Annotated in this window: 13 protein-coding genes; 7 read left to right on the plus strand and 6 right to left on the minus strand. The window is 50.9% G+C overall.

Annotation, left to right across the window (positions count from 1 at the left end):
* The first annotated feature begins 24 nt into the window (after nucleotides 1–24).
* The 3 genes from L9G74_RS03430 to L9G74_RS03440 all read left to right on the plus strand — a co-directional run bounded on the left by L9G74_RS03430 (nucleotide 25) and on the right by L9G74_RS03440 (nucleotide 4,019).
* Complete coding sequence (locus L9G74_RS03430; RefSeq protein ID WP_238894882.1) at nucleotides 25–381, plus strand: YajD family HNH nuclease; 357 nt, start codon at nucleotides 25–27, stop codon at nucleotides 379–381.
* A gap of 224 nt (nucleotides 382–605) precedes the next feature.
* Nucleotides 606–2,150: a peptide MFS transporter gene (locus L9G74_RS03435; protein ID WP_238894883.1), complete on the plus strand. Its 1,545-nt coding sequence runs from the start codon at nucleotides 606–608 to the stop codon at nucleotides 2,148–2,150.
* A gap of 159 nt (nucleotides 2,151–2,309) precedes the next feature.
* A complete protein-coding gene (locus tag L9G74_RS03440; protein WP_238894884.1) occupies nucleotides 2,310–4,019 on the plus strand; it encodes a phospho-sugar mutase in 1,710 nt (569 codons plus the stop codon).
* A 67-nt stretch (nucleotides 4,020–4,086) separates the two neighbouring features.
* Here L9G74_RS03440 and L9G74_RS03445 read toward each other — a convergent pair whose 3' ends face one another.
* From L9G74_RS03445 to L9G74_RS03455, 3 genes are all read right to left on the minus strand, one after another.
* Nucleotides 4,087–6,099, minus strand: coding sequence for a S9 family peptidase (locus tag L9G74_RS03445; RefSeq protein ID WP_238894885.1), 2,013 nt, complete (start codon nucleotides 6,097–6,099; stop codon nucleotides 4,087–4,089).
* A 240-nt stretch (nucleotides 6,100–6,339) separates the two neighbouring features.
* The gene (locus tag L9G74_RS03450; protein ID WP_238894886.1) at nucleotides 6,340–8,919 is read right to left on the minus strand and encodes a zinc metalloprotease; all 2,580 of its coding nucleotides are present in this window, start codon (nucleotides 8,917–8,919) and stop codon (nucleotides 6,340–6,342) included.
* Nucleotides 8,919–9,515 carry a hypothetical protein gene (locus L9G74_RS03455; RefSeq protein WP_238894887.1) on the minus strand — a complete coding sequence of 199 codons (597 nt, stop codon included), beginning with the start codon at nucleotides 9,513–9,515 and terminating at the stop codon, nucleotides 8,919–8,921. The genes L9G74_RS03450 and L9G74_RS03455 overlap by 1 nt, the downstream gene beginning before the upstream one ends.
* Before the next feature lie 242 nt (nucleotides 9,516–9,757).
* Between L9G74_RS03455 and L9G74_RS03460 the strand changes: the two genes are divergently transcribed.
* From L9G74_RS03460 to L9G74_RS03475, 4 genes are read left to right on the plus strand one after another with little or no spacing between them, the layout of a single operon-like run.
* Complete coding sequence (locus L9G74_RS03460) at nucleotides 9,758–10,600, plus strand: MipA/OmpV family protein (RefSeq protein ID WP_238894888.1); 843 nt, start codon at nucleotides 9,758–9,760, stop codon at nucleotides 10,598–10,600.
* A 1-nt stretch (nucleotide 10,601) separates the two neighbouring features.
* Nucleotides 10,602–10,973 (plus strand): DUF3019 domain-containing protein, encoded by a 372-nt coding sequence (locus L9G74_RS03465; RefSeq protein WP_238894889.1) that lies wholly within the window; start codon nucleotides 10,602–10,604, stop codon nucleotides 10,971–10,973.
* Entirely contained in the window at nucleotides 10,973–11,674 is a 702-nt protein-coding gene (locus L9G74_RS03470; RefSeq protein ID WP_238894890.1) for a response regulator transcription factor, read from the plus strand. Before L9G74_RS03465 ends, L9G74_RS03470 begins: the two co-directional genes overlap by 1 nt.
* A complete protein-coding gene (locus tag L9G74_RS03475; RefSeq protein ID WP_238894891.1) occupies nucleotides 11,667–12,887 on the plus strand; it encodes a sensor histidine kinase in 1,221 nt (406 codons plus the stop codon). Before L9G74_RS03470 ends, L9G74_RS03475 begins: the two co-directional genes overlap by 8 nt.
* 50 nt (nucleotides 12,888–12,937) lie before the next feature.
* Here the strand turns inward: L9G74_RS03475 and panP are convergent, their stop codons facing one another.
* The 3 genes from panP to L9G74_RS03490 all read right to left on the minus strand — a co-directional run bounded on the left by panP (nucleotide 12,938) and on the right by L9G74_RS03490 (nucleotide 17,476).
* On the minus strand, nucleotides 12,938–14,584 hold the full coding sequence (gene panP, locus L9G74_RS03480) for a pyridoxal-dependent aspartate 1-decarboxylase PanP (protein WP_238894892.1): 1,647 nt from the start codon (nucleotides 14,582–14,584) through the stop codon (nucleotides 12,938–12,940).
* 324 nt (nucleotides 14,585–14,908) lie between these two features.
* On the minus strand, nucleotides 14,909–16,066 hold the full coding sequence (locus L9G74_RS03485; protein WP_238894893.1) for a glycerate kinase: 1,158 nt from the start codon (nucleotides 16,064–16,066) through the stop codon (nucleotides 14,909–14,911).
* A 51-nt stretch (nucleotides 16,067–16,117) separates the two neighbouring features.
* Nucleotides 16,118–17,476 carry a GntP family permease gene (locus L9G74_RS03490; RefSeq protein ID WP_238894894.1) on the minus strand — a complete coding sequence of 453 codons (1,359 nt, stop codon included), beginning with the start codon at nucleotides 17,474–17,476 and terminating at the stop codon, nucleotides 16,118–16,120.
* Between the last annotated feature and the right edge of the window lie 149 nt (nucleotides 17,477–17,625).

Genomic DNA, 17,625 nt, shown 5'->3' on the forward strand with positions numbered 1-17,625 from the left:
CATTGTATTAGGAATGTCATTGTCATGGCGACAGCAAGTAAATTAGACCAAGTTTTAGCACAAGCAAGAGAGTATCAAGCCACACGTGAGCAAGGCTATCGGGAACGGGCGTTAAAACTCTACCCTTGGGTTTGCGGGCGTTGTGCGCGGGAATTTACCCATAAAAACTTGCGCGAGCTGACGGTGCATCATCGTGACCATAATCACGATAATAATCCGTCAGATGGCTCGAACTGGGAATTACTTTGCCTGTATTGCCATGATAATGAGCACGCTCGGTTCGAAGAACTGGTACAATACGGCGATACCCGCGAATCGGCTCAGTCATCTGCGACTTATAGCCCTTTCGCGGGATTAAAAGATATGTTGGCTAAAAAATAATAAATTCCAACATAACATATTGATAAAACCTAAATAATTAATAAATCTTCTTCTTTTTTCTTGGCATGAAGCCACTTCGCATCACGCTTTATTGATGGCTGAGTAAAATTTAGACAGATTATTTGTAACAAAGTCTATATTTGCTGAATTTCGCCATTGGCTAGAGCATATCCAGCAAATATACTTTGTGCTTTTATATAACAACAATGATGGAAGCAAGCGATATGACTCTTGGCTCGGCTAAGGTGAGTAAGACACATTCGTTTATGACGGTGTCGCTCATCGAATTGTGGGAACGTTTCGGTTATTACGGTATGCAAGCGCTGATCGTGTACTTCATGGTACAACGGTTAGGCTTCGACGATGTTCGTGCTAACTTAGTATGGAGTGCGTGTGCGGCCTTGATTTATGTGTCACCCGCTATCGGTGGTTGGGTAGGCGACAAAGTCCTCGGCACAAAACGTACAATGCTGCTTGGTGCGGCCATTCTGTCGTTGGGTTATGCCCTGATGACAGTACCAACTGAAAACACTTGGTTCCTGTTTTCTGCGCTTGGCGTAATCGTTGTCGGTAACGGTTTGTTCAAACCGAATGCTGGTAACTTGGTACGTAAAATCTATGAAGGCGACGATTCTAAAATCGATAGCGCTTTCACCATCTACTACATGGCGGTAAACGTTGGTTCTACCATCTCCATGTTGTTGACTCCTTGGATTAAAGACTATGTGAATGCGACGTATGAAGGCACTCACTATGGTTGGCATGCAGCGTTTGCCGTGTGCTGTGTGGGTCTGTTGGTGGGCTTAGGTAACTATGCACTGATGGCGAAAACCCTGAAAATGTATGGTTCAGAGCCTGATACTCGCCCAGTAGATAAAACGAAGTTGAGCATAGTGTTGATTTTGGCACTGGCGTCAGTCGCTTTATCTGCCATCATTCTTGAATACCAAACACTGGCGCGTATCTTCGTATACATCGCTGGTATCGCGGTACTGGCCATCTTTATCCACTTGATCCGTACCAGTGAGCCAAGTGAACGTGCCGGTTTGATCGCGGCGTTAGTTTTGACCGTTCAAACGGTATTCTTCTTTGTGTTCTATCAACAGATGTCAACGTCACTGGCACTGTTTGCCCTGCGTAACGTTGATTGGGACTTCAGCATATTTGGTGTGCATTTGTGGACCTGGTCACCAGCACAGTTCCAAGCGTTGAACCCTATCTGGATCATGTTGCTGAGTCCATTGTTGGCCTATCTGTACGCGACTGCTGGTCGTAACAACAAAGATATCTCTATTGCGGCCAAATTTGCGCTTGGTTTTGCGGTCGTGGCTGTTGGCTTCTTTATCTACGGTTTTGCTGGTCAATTCGCGGTAGATGGTAAAACATCATCTTGGGTCATGATTTGGGGCTACGGTGCCTACTCACTGGGTGAGTTGCTGGTATCTGGTCTAGGCTTGGCGATGATTGCGCGCTATGTGCCAGAACGCATGGGCGGCTTTATGATGGGGGCTTACTTCGTTGCTTCAGGTATTTCACAATACCTCGGTGGTGTAGTGGCTAACTTCGCTAGCGTACCAAAAGGTTTAACTGATCCACTGGAAACCTTAGACATCTACACCAGCCTGTTTAACAAGCTGGGTTATGCGGCGGTGGTTTGTACCATTATCGCACTGGCAGTATTGCCACTGATGCGCCGCTTGACTAACACTCACCATGCTCACAGCACCTCTGCTGCCGAGTCACTGAGTGATGTTAAATCTGAGCAATAAGATTTAGTTTCGTCAAAAAAGCTGCTTAGGCAGCTTTTTTTATGTGCCGTTGTCACAGGTGATACGCAATGAGTTAGACGAGGAATGACAGGTTTTCCTTGAGGCATAACAATAAGTTGCATACCCTGATCCCCTAGTAAGTTTTTGGAAGGTAATTCTATGGATAGCCAATTGGCGTTAGTGTTAAAACACTGGCTAGCACTCGATCCCGATCCAGCCACCCAACATGAGCTGGCTAAATTAATCAATGCCGGTGATGAAGCAGAACTACAGCGGCGTTTTGATGGTCGGTTAGCGTTTGGTACTGCGGGTTTACGCGGCATCGTTGGTGCGGGCCCCACCCGCATGAACCTGCTGGTGATCCGTCAAACCGCCGCTGGCCTCGGCCAATACTTATTGGCGCAAGTGAAAGATGCCGCGACACGTGGTGTGGTGGTTGGCTACGATGGTCGACCAGATTCGAAACGTTTTGCCTATAACACCGCCGAAGTGCTGACCTCTTTGGGCATCGAAGTCCATCTTACCAACCAAGTCTGTCCAACGCCGTTAGTTGCTTACGGAGTAAAACACCTCAATGCCGCCGCGGGAGTGGTGGTGACCGCCAGCCATAATCCACCGGAATACAACGGCTTTAAAGTTTACTGGGAAAATGGCGCGCAGATTATTCCGCCACACGACGCAGGCATTGCCGCGCATATTGAGCAAGCTGCCACCACTGAAGTGCGCACCTTACCGCTGGCACAAGCTGAAAAACAACAGCTACTGCATTGGCTGGGCGAACCGTTTTTTAATGATTATGCCAAGGCGGTGGCCGCGTCACCATTGTTGCAATCGGATGCCCCAACGGATATCGGCATTGCATACACCGCGATGCATGGCGTTGGCGCCAAGATGGCTAAGTTGCTGTTGAAGCAGGCGGGGTTTAAGCAGGTGTATTCGGTGGTGGCGCAACAAGAGCCCGATGGCACTTTCCCGACGGTTAAGTTCCCTAACCCCGAAGAGCCGGGGGCGATGGATCTGGTGATCAATGAAGCGCGTAAACATGACGCGTTAATCGCTTGTGCTAATGACCCTGACGCTGACCGCCTTGCGGTTGCAGTAAAACGCGGTAGTGATTACCAACTGCTGAGCGGCGACCAAGTGGGTTTATTGCTGGGGCATTATTTATTGTCCAAAGCGCCCGCTGAGCAACGGTTAGTGGGCACCACCATTGTGTCTTCCTCCATGCTAGCGGCGATTGCCGCAGCGGCTGACGGCCAGAGTTATACCACCTTAACTGGTTTTAAATGGCTAACCAATGTGGCGATGCAGCAAGAAGATGATGCGCATCAGTTCCTGTTTGCTTATGAAGAAGCGCTTGGTTACACCATTGGTAGTTTAGTGCGCGATAAGGACGGCTTAACCGCACTGCTGGCATTCGCCCAATTAATGGCGGAGTTGCAGCAGCAAGATAAAACCTTGTGGCAGCATCTGGATGAGATTTACCGTCAGCACGGCATGTACTTGAATCGCCAAGTGAGCATTGCATTGAACGCCGACAGTGCGGATATTGGCAGTCGTCTGCGCGCTGAACCGCCACAACAGATTGGCGGTATTGATATCATCGCCGTGGAAGACATCAAACGCGGTGTACGCACCGATAGTGCAGGTGAACACCCACTTACGCTGCCAAGCAGTGATGTGCTGGTGTATCACTTGGCCGATCAGTCTCGTGTGGTGGTGCGCCCGTCTGGTACAGAGCCGAAACTTAAGTGTTACTACCAAGTGGTGCAGCCGATGGCTGATGACACTTACGCGGTGGCAGAAGTTAAAGGCACGGAGCGCCTGAAGCGCTTAATTGAGCAACATCAACAAGCACTTAATGGCTAAGTGAGTTTGCCAAAGAAAACAAAAGCAGAGCCGCGGCTCTGCTTTTTGCTATGTAGAATTCGCTGAATTATTTTTCAGCCTTTTTGTGCTTATCAAACCACGCCATCACATACACCACTTTACGCATCAAATTAGATGGTCGCGCGGTAATGTGGTGACCAGAGCCGGAGATACGCACCATTGCGGTATCGACTTTGCGCAGTTTCAATGCTTGATAGAACTGCTCGGTTTCTGAAATCGGTGTGCGATAATCCTGCTCGCCAGTCAGCAGCATGGTTGGCGTAGTAACGTTACCCACGCGTGATAACGGTGAACGTTGCCAATAGCCCATAGGGTCTTCCCACGGCATTTTGTCAAACCAATACTCAGTGAAGTACGGGCTGAAGTCGGCCGTCAGCACGAAGCTAGCCCAGTTAATCACCGGTTTGGCAACCACGGCAGCGCGGAAGCGGTCGGTGGTACCCACAATCCACGCAGTTAACACGCCGCCACCTGAGCCACCGGTGACAAACAGGTTATCTTTATCGATATAGCCTTGGGCAATGGTGTCATCGACCGCGCTCATCAGATCATCATAATCTTGGCTAGGGTAGTTATGATGAATTTTATTAGCGAACTCAGCTCCATAGCTGGTTGAACCGCGTGGGTTAATATACACCACCACGTAGCTAGCGTTAGCGTACAACTGCATCTCGGCAGCAAAGCGGTCACCATAGTTAGCAAACGGACCACCGTGGATCTCAAGTAATAATGGATACTGCTTTTTCGGGTCAAAGTCCGGTGGCAATACGCGCCAGCCTTGAATTGGTAGCCCATCAGCGCTGGATTTAACCCAGAACTCTTGTACTTTCCCCAGAGTTTTAAAGGCAAATAGATCGCTATTTAAGTTGGTCAAGCGTGTTGGCTTACTGCCTTTGCTTACTACGGCAACATCGGCGGGATGGCTGGTATCGGTTTGGGTATAGGCAATCTTGCCATTTGCCACTGAAAAGCTGCCGCTAGCGTAAGGGCGGCCAATATCCTCGCCTCCTACATCAGCGGTAATATCAGTCAGCTTGCCACCGAGCGTGGTGTAGGCCAGTTTGGTGTGACCTTGGTCGTCATAACTGAGATACAAACCATCACTGTCTTCGCTCCACGCTATGTCATTGATGGAGCGATCTAGCTTGTTGCTAATAAGTTTGGCGCCAGAGCCGTCTTGGTTCATCAGGTACAAGCTGACGTTTTGATAGCCGAGCTTCTGATCATCAAAGCCTAAATAGGCGATGTACTTGCCGTTTGGCGACACTTTTGGCGAGTTATCTGGGCCATTGCGATCGGTCAATTGGCTGGTTTTGCCATCGATAGTGACCCGATACAGTTCACTATTGGCCGATTGATACTGCCAATCTTCATGTTCGTTGGCGCTGTAAACGATAGATTTACTGTCAGCATCCCAGCTGTAAGCCCCACCATGGCTGTAAGCACTATGGGTAAGTTGATGGGGCGTGCCGCCGTTGGCCGCCATAATAAATAGCTGCCGTACATCATCATTTAAATAACCGGCGCCATCAGCACGGTAAAACACTTTGTCGATCACTGTGGCATCGGCTTCCCACTCTGCGCCTTTCGGTTTGGCAGGCATAGTGACAAAGCTGTTACTTGGCACGGCAACCGGCAGGGTAAAGGCAATCCATTTACCATCAGGTGAGAAACTCAGATTCGTCGGGTAGCCGGTCACATTGGTGAGCCGCGCGGTGTCGCCGTTATCTAACCAACGCAGATACAGCTGGTTGCTACCGTCTTGGTCACTGACATACAGCAACTGCTTGCCGTTGGGCGACCACACCGGGGAGGCAATGTTGTGTGGCCCTGACGTGATTGGCCGCGGTTGGCCGCCATTGCTGTTTACTAACCACAAATTGCCGTAGCTGTGGTCAGTTTTGATATCCATCGCCGTGCGGATATAAGCAACCTGTTTGCCGTTAGGTGAGATCTGTGGGTTGGTGGCATATTCCAGATCGAACACATCCAGTGGCGAGAATGGCTCGGCCAATACCGGCGCCGCAAGCACGGCAACCAGTAATAAAGGTGTTTTCATCATGCTTTCCCTGTGGTTGGTGTTAGTGATGATGGCGCGGGGCGCTAATCAAATGTGGTTCACCGGATTAGCATACCTGTGAATGTTGGTGAGGTGGTTGGCTGGATGTTGGTAAATTGTAAACTATTGTTCTCACGAGAGAGCTTGCTGCTTTTGGTAAAGGGTTGGCGAGGAAGCAAGCGATGAGCGGCCGCAGAAAATGAAAGCCCATCTGTGGCAGATGGGCTTAGCACGCGCTAATTAATAGCGGTCATTTAAGTGTTCACAGCGGCCAAACTCGGCGCCTTTCTTAACAGCGGCCACCACTTGTTTCGGGAAGCTCAGTTCTTTGTTTACCCCGTTGTCGCACACATAGGCTTTGTCCATGTTTACGTCGAAGGTAATGGCTGCACCAGCCCAGCCGCCAAACAGTTTCGAACCATCAGCGCTCAAGCCAAACGGGTTGTCCATCACGCTCTGTGACGCTTCAACTACACCTTGTTTGCCAAAGAATTCGCCGGTGGTCATCCAGCCTAAACCTTCAACGTAGATGGCACCAGTAAAGCCACCAGACAGAATGCTACCCGCACGAGCTGTCATCATCGTCAGGTCATCGTTGGCATCCATTAGGGTGACACGTGGTAAACCTACGCCATTCGCTACCAGCGAGTCGTGGTCATAACCGCGGTCACAGTAGTTGATACCTATGGCGTTGTAAGCCTGAATATCGTCACACCAACGCAGGCCACCAAGATCACGTAGCTGGTCCGTATGGGTATCCCACACTTGCACGCCTTTAGATGGACGGCCGCGAACAGTGAGATCCAACGCGCCAAATGCCACATAACGACCATCGCTAGAGATAACGGAACCATCTGTCGCACCAAACTCTGCATCGATATCACGGAATTTGCCATTCACCCACGCTACTTGGCCGTTGCCGTTCATCATGCCTGTCACGGTGGTACCGTTGCCAGCAATACGGTCGGCACGTACCCAAGGTACATTGCGTAAACCAGTCAGGTCGAGATACTCCAATTGGCCGTTGCGCCAGATGACTGGCAGGCCATCACTTGCGCCGCCTGCGCCCTCGGCACAGATGAGTTCATCACTATTTCTTGGCTTGCGCACCGTGCCAGCAATCACTTTGCCGTCGTCAGAGATATCCCATACGGACGCTGATGACTTACCTGCATCTGAATCAATGGTACAAGTGCCATTACTTGGATCGGGCAGTGGGGTGATCTTGTTAGAGCGAATATCCCATACTGCAGGCGTCGCTACACCGTCACCGTTAAAGTCGGCCACTCCAGCCGCTTTGGTGGCCGTTTTGTCCATTGCCGGGTTGGCGGCTTGCAACATGGCGTAACCCGCGGCATTCGCGATGGTGACAAAAGGTACTTTCTTGGTGGAATCATACAAGAAGATGCTACCGCCTTGAGTGGTACCCAAGGCACGTTGGCCATTTTTAGCATGATCTTGTACGTACGCTTGCACTAATGGTGTGTACTTTATGCCATCTTGATAGCCATTGAAGTACATATCAACTTGTTGCGTCACGCCGGCTTGCGCCACAATTGGCGTGATAGCACAGGCATCATCGGTCGCTGGGTTGCTGCTCTCGTCTTCGTTCCAGTATTCGGCTTCAGACAGAATTGCTGTCGGCGTGGTTGGGTAACCACCGGCAACAATTCGCTCCATATAAAGCGCATAGCGGCCGCCCGGCGTTAAACCGTGGATAGTGAATTTACCGTCAGGGCCTATCAAGCCTTGTGTTTGGTTGCCTGACTGTTGGGTGATTACGTCATACAGCGGGTTATCTAAGTTACGCGCCACCATGTTGATACCGGAATATTCAATACCGTTTTTGGTGTACAGCGTGCCACTGATTGTGCCAGTGCTGCTAAGGTAATCGGCGGTTGGATAGAGGTCTGAAATATTGACGATGTCGTCACGCACGTTGACCGATGCTTGCTCGCGGCCACCTTCACCTAACACGTTAATAAACGGGAACATGGTCTCAACACTGCTCAGTGGCAGATTGGCTGAGCTGGTGTACTTAGTGGTGCCTTCGCAGCCCGGTACGCCGTCGTACATTGGCTGATAACCTCGGGCGAAGTAGGCAATCTGGCCGTTGGCTTGTGAGTGTGACATGTTGATGGCGTGGCCAAATTCGTGGGTGAATACGCCATTAACCATTGCACCGTCAGTGTCTTCAACAGACACATACCAGCCACTCATGGTCGCGGTGGCTTCGACAATTTCACCAGTGGCTTCATCAGCCCATTCTGGGAAGGCGATACCCAATACTTGGTCACGTGGTACGCCAAAGTATTGTTCCAAGATCTGACCATCGGTGTCGTAGTTTACCCAGAAACCATAGCCGTTTTCGGCATAGATGATCTGCTCAGCGTTGCTGCCGTTGACATCTGCGATACCGGCTTTTTCTTCGATAGTGCCTTGAATGGTCATCTCAAAAGTAGAGGTTTCCACGGCTGACCATTGATGAATGGCATTGGCGGTGACTGCGTCTGCTTGGTCGACGGTCAAGAAGGTATAGTCGCGATCTAGCGTGGTGTATTTCGGCAATACAGAGCCGTCTGGCAGGGTGATATCTAAATTAAAGGTGGTGCCTTTTTCCAACACGCTAAAGCTTTTCACCGGGTTGCCGTGGGCGTCCATGATCACTGGACCACCATCGGTATAAACCGGAATCGGTCCTTTGCTGGTGTCCCACTTGTATGGCTTCATGGTTGGTTCGTGAATGTATAAAGGGCCACCGGCCAATGCGCCCGTGCTGATAGTGGCTAATAAGGCGGCCGCGATACGTGAAAATTTCATTATTTGGCCTCCACTAACTTAACGACTAATCCCATAAAGCTCGACAGTTCGACAGCTGTAGGATTGGTCATCATATTGCGGTCTTCATCGGCTAAATCGACGTTATTCATGTTGTCGAACAGGCCACTGTTACCTAAATCGTTGGCGACTTTGCCGTTAGTGACATTGAATTTTCCTTGCTCTAACCCCACGGTAGAACGCAAGCCACCGCCAAAGTCAGGGTTCATGAACGCCACCACTTGCTCGCCTGCATGCCATTTAGCAAAGCCTTCTGGCGATACGCCGAGGTACACCTTGCCGTTACCCATTGAGCGTGGCTTTAACAGACCAAATTGACGGAAGGTGTATACGCTGCCTTGCTCTAATTTACCTTTGGCATCCATAGATACTCGAATGGTGACTTCGGTGTAGGGGCGGTTGCGGCCGTCAAAACCATCGGTCACAGAAAGCACTTCACCGGCAATGATGCTGGAGGAGGCGGTAACCATTTGTTGTAGATTTTGTGGCAGATGTTTTTGCGCCATTGCTGTTGGCGTCACGGCGATACTGGCGCCGATTGCCGCGAGCGCAAGTAGTCGGGATGACCAGGCTCTCATTATTCTATCCTTCATGTTTGAGTGAGTTGTTGTTATTTGGCACTCGATAAAATGCTAGAAGTGTTATCGAGTTGTTATAAAAATAACCACGAGTGCTCAGTTCAGGTCACGAAGTATCCGGTAGCGAATTGTAGTGATATGTAGCATTTTGTATCATTTGACCGCTGTGATAGCGCTTTCAAGTTTACATGCTGATAACTTACTGGCGGGTGATGAATTTTTAGCAAACAAGGTATTGCTGCATGAGATGTCTGCGGACATGGTGTTTGGCTGGATTGTTATTGCCGCTGTCGGTGTACGCCGAAGTTGCGGGCGATAAGCATGATCATGTTGCCGTTGATGATTGGGGGTTCGACTTAGCCTTAGGCTATGCCGCGATTGAAACCCCGTTGCGCCAGCGTGATAGCTTTGAAAGTTTTGTTTTACCGCAGTGGTATTACTACGGCGAGCGCTTCTATATTGAAAACCTGCAACTCGGTTACACCTTGCTCGAAACCGACACTTTTATCATCGATGTTGTCGGTTACCTCAATGATGACGGCCTGCTATTCAACACCGATAAGCAACGGCTAAATTATCTCGATATCAGCAAATACATTCCCAATGTTGGCTTTCCGTTGCAAGGCAAAATGGATCTGCGCGACATTAAACGAGATTTGAGCTACATGGCGGGGGTGGAATTTACCGCCATCACCCCATTTGCCGACTTGTCGTGGCGTGCGGCGCGAGATATTACCGAGGGCAATGGTGGCATTGAATATCGCTTAGCGGCTAAACAGCGCTATACGTTTAATCGGTTAAAGCTGTTTTGGGAAGCGGGCGCAGTGATGAAAAACGCCGAGCTAAATAACTATTATTACGGTCTACGTAGCGAGGAATCTGGGCGACGGCGTGATGTATTAGTGACCGACCGCTCACTTAATAACTATTACTTACAACTCGCGGCCACTTATCAGTTAACATCGGATCTCTCGTGGGTGGTGTCAGTTAACCAAACATGGATAAATCATCAGTTGTTGGATAGTCCGCTGCTGGAGAAGGATAACTATCTCAGCGGTTTTATTGGGTTCAATCTGCACTTTTGATATGAAAACGTCCCAGCTCATCGTCATCCTCATGTTATTGCTTGCGCCTCAACTGGCGGCGCAACCAGAGCTGAACCTGTTACCGCAAACCTGCATTTTAGACGACAGCGGCGTCTGCCATACTCAATTACAACTTTCCTTTTACGATACGGCCGCCCCAGCGATTTGTGTGGTGATCCCCGGCGCCTCGGTGCGTCAGTGTTACCCCGCGGCCGAGCAGCAGCAAATCAGTTTAACTATCACCACTCGGCAAGCGCTCAATGTCGAGATTATCGACGCCAATAGCGGCGAACAGCTGGCTACCGCAGCAATGACCTTAGCCACCTATAGTCCGCCCACTCGCAAGCGCCGACGCTTTTCTTGGAGTTACTAATGGTCAAGCTACAGAACAAGCGCCTATTGCTGATCGAAGATGATTTACCACTGGCGGAACTGATTGCCGATTTTCTGTCAGAGCAGGGCATTCGTGTGTGGCATGCGGTCAATGGCGCGCAAGCGTTGCAGTATGCCCGCCAGCATCCGTTTGATTTGGTCATTTGCGATTTAATGCTGCCCGATACCCACGGTTTTATGCTAGCCGAGCGGTTGCAGGCCGTTTGCGCCACACCGCTAATGTTTCTTACCGCGGTAGGTGACGATCTCACCCATGTGCAAGCGCTCGATACCGGCGCGGTGGATTTCATCAATAAGCCGGTAAAACCGCAGATCCTGCTGGCGCGGATTAAAACCTGCTTGCGTCATTCGCGGCGTAGCGATGATAACGCGATGGCGCAACTGGGCGACTATCAGTTTGATGAGCGTTCTAAGTCGCTCAGTGTTAATGGCAAAGCGGTGCCGCTGACTAATCAAGAGTTCGATATTTTGTGGTTGTTCATCAAAAATCCCGAACAGCCAGTCAGCCGCGATCACATGTTTGAGCAGATTGTGGGGCGTCCGTATGACGGTACTGACCGTGCGGCGGATTTGAAAGTCTGCCGCTTGCGTAAAAAATTGGAAGCTTGTGGCTGTGGTGATATTCGCATCAGCACACTACGGGGACAGGGATATATTTTAACGTTGGTACAAGATGCATAAGCAATTTTTACGGGTTTACTTACTGCTGATTGTTAGTGTTATCGGCCTGCTGGTGGGCTTTGGCAAGCTGTTTGAAACGCTAGTGGCACCGCAAGATAGTTACCAAGTGGCGGTGCGAGAACTGTTTGACCAAGCCAGTTTAACTTCGCAGCCATCGTTAGTGACGACCTTGCCGCGTGAAGCGGTGCAGTTTCCGCAGGCAATTGCCGAGCAGTTGCGCCAAGGTAATACGGTGGCAGTGAAATTAGCAGATGAGCGACTGACCTATTATCGGCTTGATGGTGAAATCTTACTGGCGTTAGGGCCGCTGCATGATGATAGTTCGCTGTGGGCCGAAACTGAACACCATTTTACAGCGATTTTCTACACCGCCTTGGCTTTGCTGCTGTTACTGCTGCTGTATCCGATTGCCCGCGATCTGCTGCGGGTGCAGCGGGCGGCGATGCTGTTCGCCGAGCAGCCGCAACGACTCACCATAGATGTGAAACCGACATCGAGTGTCTATCCGCTAGCACACACACTGGAAACCATGTCGGTGCGCCATATGGAGTCTGAGGCACTGCAAAAAGATTTGGCCAATATTGTGGCGCATGAGGTGCGCACCCCGCTGGCACGTATGGAGTTTGTGTTGCAATCCATCGAGAGCCATATCGACGGCAAATACGCATTGCGGCTGCAAAAAGATATTGATGAGATTAATAGCTTAGTGGAGGACTATCTCGCCTTTGCGCGGGAGCAATACCAGCAACCGGAGATCAATTTACAACGGCTTCCGGCATCCACGTTAGCGGCACAACTCAAAGATAAATTCGCCGTGTACCAATCACGTATCAATATCAGTTTTGATGTCGATGAGCAGTCATGTGTTTACGACTTACAACTGCTGCAAGTGGCGGTGCAAAACCTGCTGACTAACGCGTTGCGTTATGCCAAACAACGCATTCACTTGCGTTGGAGTATTAACGACTATGAATGCCGCATTATGGTCAGTGATGATGGTGTTGGGCTGAAAGATAAACATCAAGCGCTGAAACAAGCATTCGCGCGCGGTGACACCGGTGGTGACACCATGGGGTTTGGCTTGGGGTTATATATTTGCCATCAAATCGCGGTGCGGCACAGTGGTCAGCTAGAAATTAGCCGTTGTGAACATCTCGGCGGCGCCAGTTTTGAAATTCGCTGGCCGAATAAACTGCCGCTACCTACGGTGTGATAGCGGCGCGGGGCAGGTTGCTCAGCGGTAAACACCCGCTGAGCCAAGGCTTAACGACACAATTGCGCCAATTTAGCTAGCAGATGCGTTTTGTCAGCGGCAATTTCCAGCTCTTCATTAAGCACATCTTTGAGGATCTGTTCTGTGGTCAATGGATTCGCCAACACCACGCGAAACACGGTGACGGTCTGCCGTTGGTAACGTGCCGGCTGCAAGCGAGTACGTGACACAAACGACTTGCCTTGCTCACGCTGGCTTTTTTGAATGCTGCGGGTGAGGTCATCCAGCACCGCATTGATTTTGCTAACTTTATCCCAATCGTTGCTGGCAATCGCCTGCGTCAGTGCTTGCTGCGCATATGGCGGTGCATAACGATAGGTGAGCAAACACAGCTCAGGTTCGCTGATCAGCTCAAAATCAGGATGTTGTTTGATGACATCGGCGAAGTAACGCGCTTTTTGTAGCGAGTTATCGATCAGAATTTCATAACCTTGACGGCCGATAATCTGTAAGCAGGCGTGCACTAACATCGCCATCCCTGGGCGTGAACCCTCCAAGGTTTGGCTACCCAAATCTTTAGAACCACGCCGCAGAATATATTCAGCGTGATGCACAATCGCACGGGCCAATTCCGGATCGCGGAAAATCACCATGCCAGCGCCCATCGGCACATACATCTGTTTGTGTGCGTCAATGGTGACTGAGTCGGCGCGTTCGATGCCTTGCAGCAGTTGCCGCGCGGTATTCGACATCAAACTGGCACCGCCCCAAGCGGCATCCACGTGGAAGTGGCAATCTAACTCGCTGGCTAAGTCGGCCAGTTTTGGCAGTGGATCGATGTTACCGGTTTCGGTGGTGCCAGCGACGCCGACAATCGCCATCACCCGCACACCACGTTGGTGCAGTTGCTGTGCGGTGCGGCGCATGGCATCGACATCAACACGGTTATTGGCGTCCGTCGGAATTGCCACAATGTTATTGCGGCCAATACCGAGTAGATCGGCGGCTTTGCCTAATGAATAGTGACCGCGTTCGGACACCAGAATGGCTAGGTCATTCCAGCCGTAGTGGCGTAAGCCCGCCATCAACCCGTCGGCATTGATGCCAGCAAAGTTGCCATCGGCTTTTAACAAGCGGTTACGGGCAATCCACAAGGCGGTGATGTTAGCCACGGTACCGCCAGAGCAGAAGGCGCCTAATGAATGATCGGCGCTGTGCATCCAGTGTTGATAGAAGTCATGTGCTTGACCGTAGATCAAGTGGTGCATCATGCCGAGCACTTGACGCTCCAGCGGCGTAAAGGCTTTTGAGGTTTCAATCTTGACCAAGTTTTGGTTCAAGCCCACCATCATTTTTGACAATGGCAGCACAAAGTAGGGCATGGCGGAGGTCATATGCCCAATAAAGCTTGGTGCCGCAGTGTGTACTGAGTGAGCCACTAAGCTTTGCATCATCTCTTCGGTGTAGTCGGAGACAAAGGTCGGCTCGTCGGGGATCTCAAAAGCGCAAAAATCTTCTTCGACTTCGTGAAGCGGTTTTTCCAACGCCACAATGCTTTGGCTTAAAAAACCTTCCAGATCTTCAGATAGCGCATGCTCAATTTTGCTCAGCGTCGATTCTGGTGCTTCTGGCACCGTAAAAATACGCAATAAGCTGGCTGCAGAGGCGGTTGCCTTTCGTGATTTACTGGCAGACATGAATCGAACAGTTCTCGCAAATAGTGCCTGATATGCAGGCCTAAGAATGGTGGGACACTTTACTGCAAGCCATTTATCCACACAAGCATCGCATAAGCAAGCCTTTGGGCTATCGACCAAAAAAACAGGCTGGCAACGGCTGACTGCAGCAAAAAGTCGACTAATGTCTAGCTGTGGGGGATTGCTAGTGGTTGATATTTGTTCAAGGCGAACATGGCGAGCAGATGAATGTAGCGAGAAACAATAAAGGCCAACAGCTTGCTTAAACTGTTGGCCTTTGAGCGTTGCCGTTAACTTACGTCAAACGGAATATTGTCTAGGGGATTAGTGATGTTGTAACCCCAAGCGCCATACTGCGGCAATGTTGCTGGCAGCGCGATGCAGGTTAGGGCGCGCATTGGCTAACGCCTGCGCTAAATCGCTGGCCGATGGGATGATATCGAAAATGGCGCACATGCCTTGCTCCAGCATTTTGTCGGCACCTTCCCCAAGGCAACCAGCAATGCCAATCACGGGCACTTGCTGCTGTTTCGCGACGCGCAGCACGCCCATCGGTGTTTTGCCAAACACCGTTTGCCCATCGATACGGCCTTCACCGGTGATCACCAAATCGGCCCCGGCTACTTTATCGGCTAAGCCGACCGCTTGCATCACAATATCTACACCGGGACGCAGTGTGCCTTCAAGGAACGTCATCACGCCAAAGCCCATGCCGCCAGCCGCGCCTGCGCCGGCAGTATGTTGCGCATCACGGAATCCTTGCTGCTCAGCAACTTGGGCAAAGTGCGCTAATGCCGCATCAAGTTGCTTCACCATATCGGCTGTGGCACCTTTTTGCGGGCCGAAAATGGCTGAGGCACCACGCTCACCGCATAACGGATTATCGACATCGCAGGCGACATCAAAGGTGCATTCCGCCAATGCGGGATGTTGGCGCACGACGTTAATGTGGTGCAGTTCAGCGAGTGCTGCCCCGCCTGCTGGCAGCGCTTGTCCATGTTTATCCAGCAATTGATAACCGAGCGCTTGGATCATGCCCGCGCCGCCATCGTTGGTGGCACTGCCGCCTAAGCCGAGAATGATGTGGCGAATACCGCGGTCGAGCGCATCGGCAATTAATTCACCGGTGCCGTAGCTGGTACTCAGCAGTGGATTACGTTCAGCGGCGACCACATGGTGTAATCCCGATGCGGCGGCCATCTCAATCACCGCAGTATTGGCACCAAAGCTGCTGTCGGCGCCCAAAATGCCGTAGTGCGCTGCTACCGGTTGCCCCATTGGGCCAGTCACAGTTTTGTGAATAATCTCGCCAGCGGTGGCGTCCACCATGGATTGCACCGTGCCTTCACCGCCATCGGCGACGGGCACTTTAACAAATTGTGCATCGGGCAGATGGGCGGCAAATGCCTCGGCAATCACCTCGGCGACTTCCAGTGCGCTTAGGCTCTCTTTAAACGAATCAGGCGCTATCACTATTTTCATAGGGGGTTCCTGTTACAACATGAAAGCCACTTGGCAGTGGCTTCGCAGGCATTAAAGTAAAATCAGACTCAACAACCAAACCAGCAGCACGGCCACAACGCCCTGAACGGCAGTGGCAGCGGTTTGCGCGCGGTAAGCTTGCGACACGCTCATACGGCTAAATTGAGTCACGACCCAGAAGAAGCTGTCATTGGCGTGAGAGACCGTCATGGCACCAGCACCAATTGCCATTACCGTGAGCACGTGACCCATTTCTGACCCCAGACCAATATCAGCCAACATCGGCGCGACCATGGCCGAAGTAGTCACCAGCGCAACGGTTGATGAACCTTGGGCCGACTTGAGTGCCGCCGCCACGATAAATGGCATGAAGATACCAATCCCCAGATCTGACAATGTCGAGCCAAGGTAAGTGCCAATATCGGTCGCTTTGATGATGGCACCAAAAGCACCGCCAGCACCGGTGATCAGCAGAATCGGTGCCGCAGCGATTAAGCCGTCAGAAATGCGTTGGGTGAACTCTTGCACCCGGTTGGTGGATTTGAGTAGCGGCAGCGACAAGGCTAAACCAATCAGCAGCGCGTTGAGCGGCTGACCAAGGAAGTTCAGCACAGTAAAGACAGTCTCAGTACCAAACGGTTTGGCCGGCAGGGCAGCGATGGAACCGAGACAGATCAATACAATCGGCGCGAAAATCGGCGCAAACGATGCCATAGCGCTCGGCAACTTGCCGTAGCTGGCTTTAAGTTTGTCGAACTCTTCCGCTTGTTGCAGCAGTTCTTCGGCACCTTCACCATCAGGCTCAACCTCCATAAAGCGGTTGGCCCAAAGCATACCAGCAATCGCCGCGACGGCGGATACCAGCAAGCCGACAGCAATCACTAAACCGAGGTTTGATTCCAGCCCTAAGTTACCTGCGGCGGCAATTGGGCCCGGTGTTGGCGGCACAAAGGTGTGTGTCGCGTATAAGCCAGTGGCTAATGCCACGCTCATCGCCACACTGGACACCTTCATACGATTAGCCATCGACTGTTTCAAACTGTTCAAGATGACAAAACCTGAGTCGCAAAACACAGGAATTGACACAATGTAGCCGATGATCGACATGGTCAACGTTGGAAAACGCTTGCCAATCAGCTTAATCACGGTATCTGCCATGGTGATGGCAGCGCCGCTTTTTTCAAGAATCGTACCGATGATTGTCCCCAAAACAATCACTAAGCCGATGTAACCTAAGATATTGCCAAAACCGGTACTGATGGTTTTAGTAATGTCTTTGGCTGGCAGGCCGAAGGCAAATGCAGCAATCAATGACGCCAGTAACAGCGTCAGAAATGGATGCAGTTTAAATTTGGTGGTGGCAATCACGATAAAAATGATCACCGCTAACAGGGTTAATACCAAGCTCATAGGTGTCCCTTAATTGTTGTTATAGGGTGTTTTAATGGCGTTTTGTTGTGCTGCCTTAGTAAAAACAGACAGCTCAGCCATTATGAGCGAGGCAATTAAGCTTTAGCTTTAGAAAAAACTACCGAACTTAGGCCACTTTAGTGCAGTTA

The organism is Shewanella electrica, from assembly GCF_022321485.1.
GTDB lineage: Bacteria > Pseudomonadota > Gammaproteobacteria > Enterobacterales > Shewanellaceae > Shewanella > Shewanella electrica.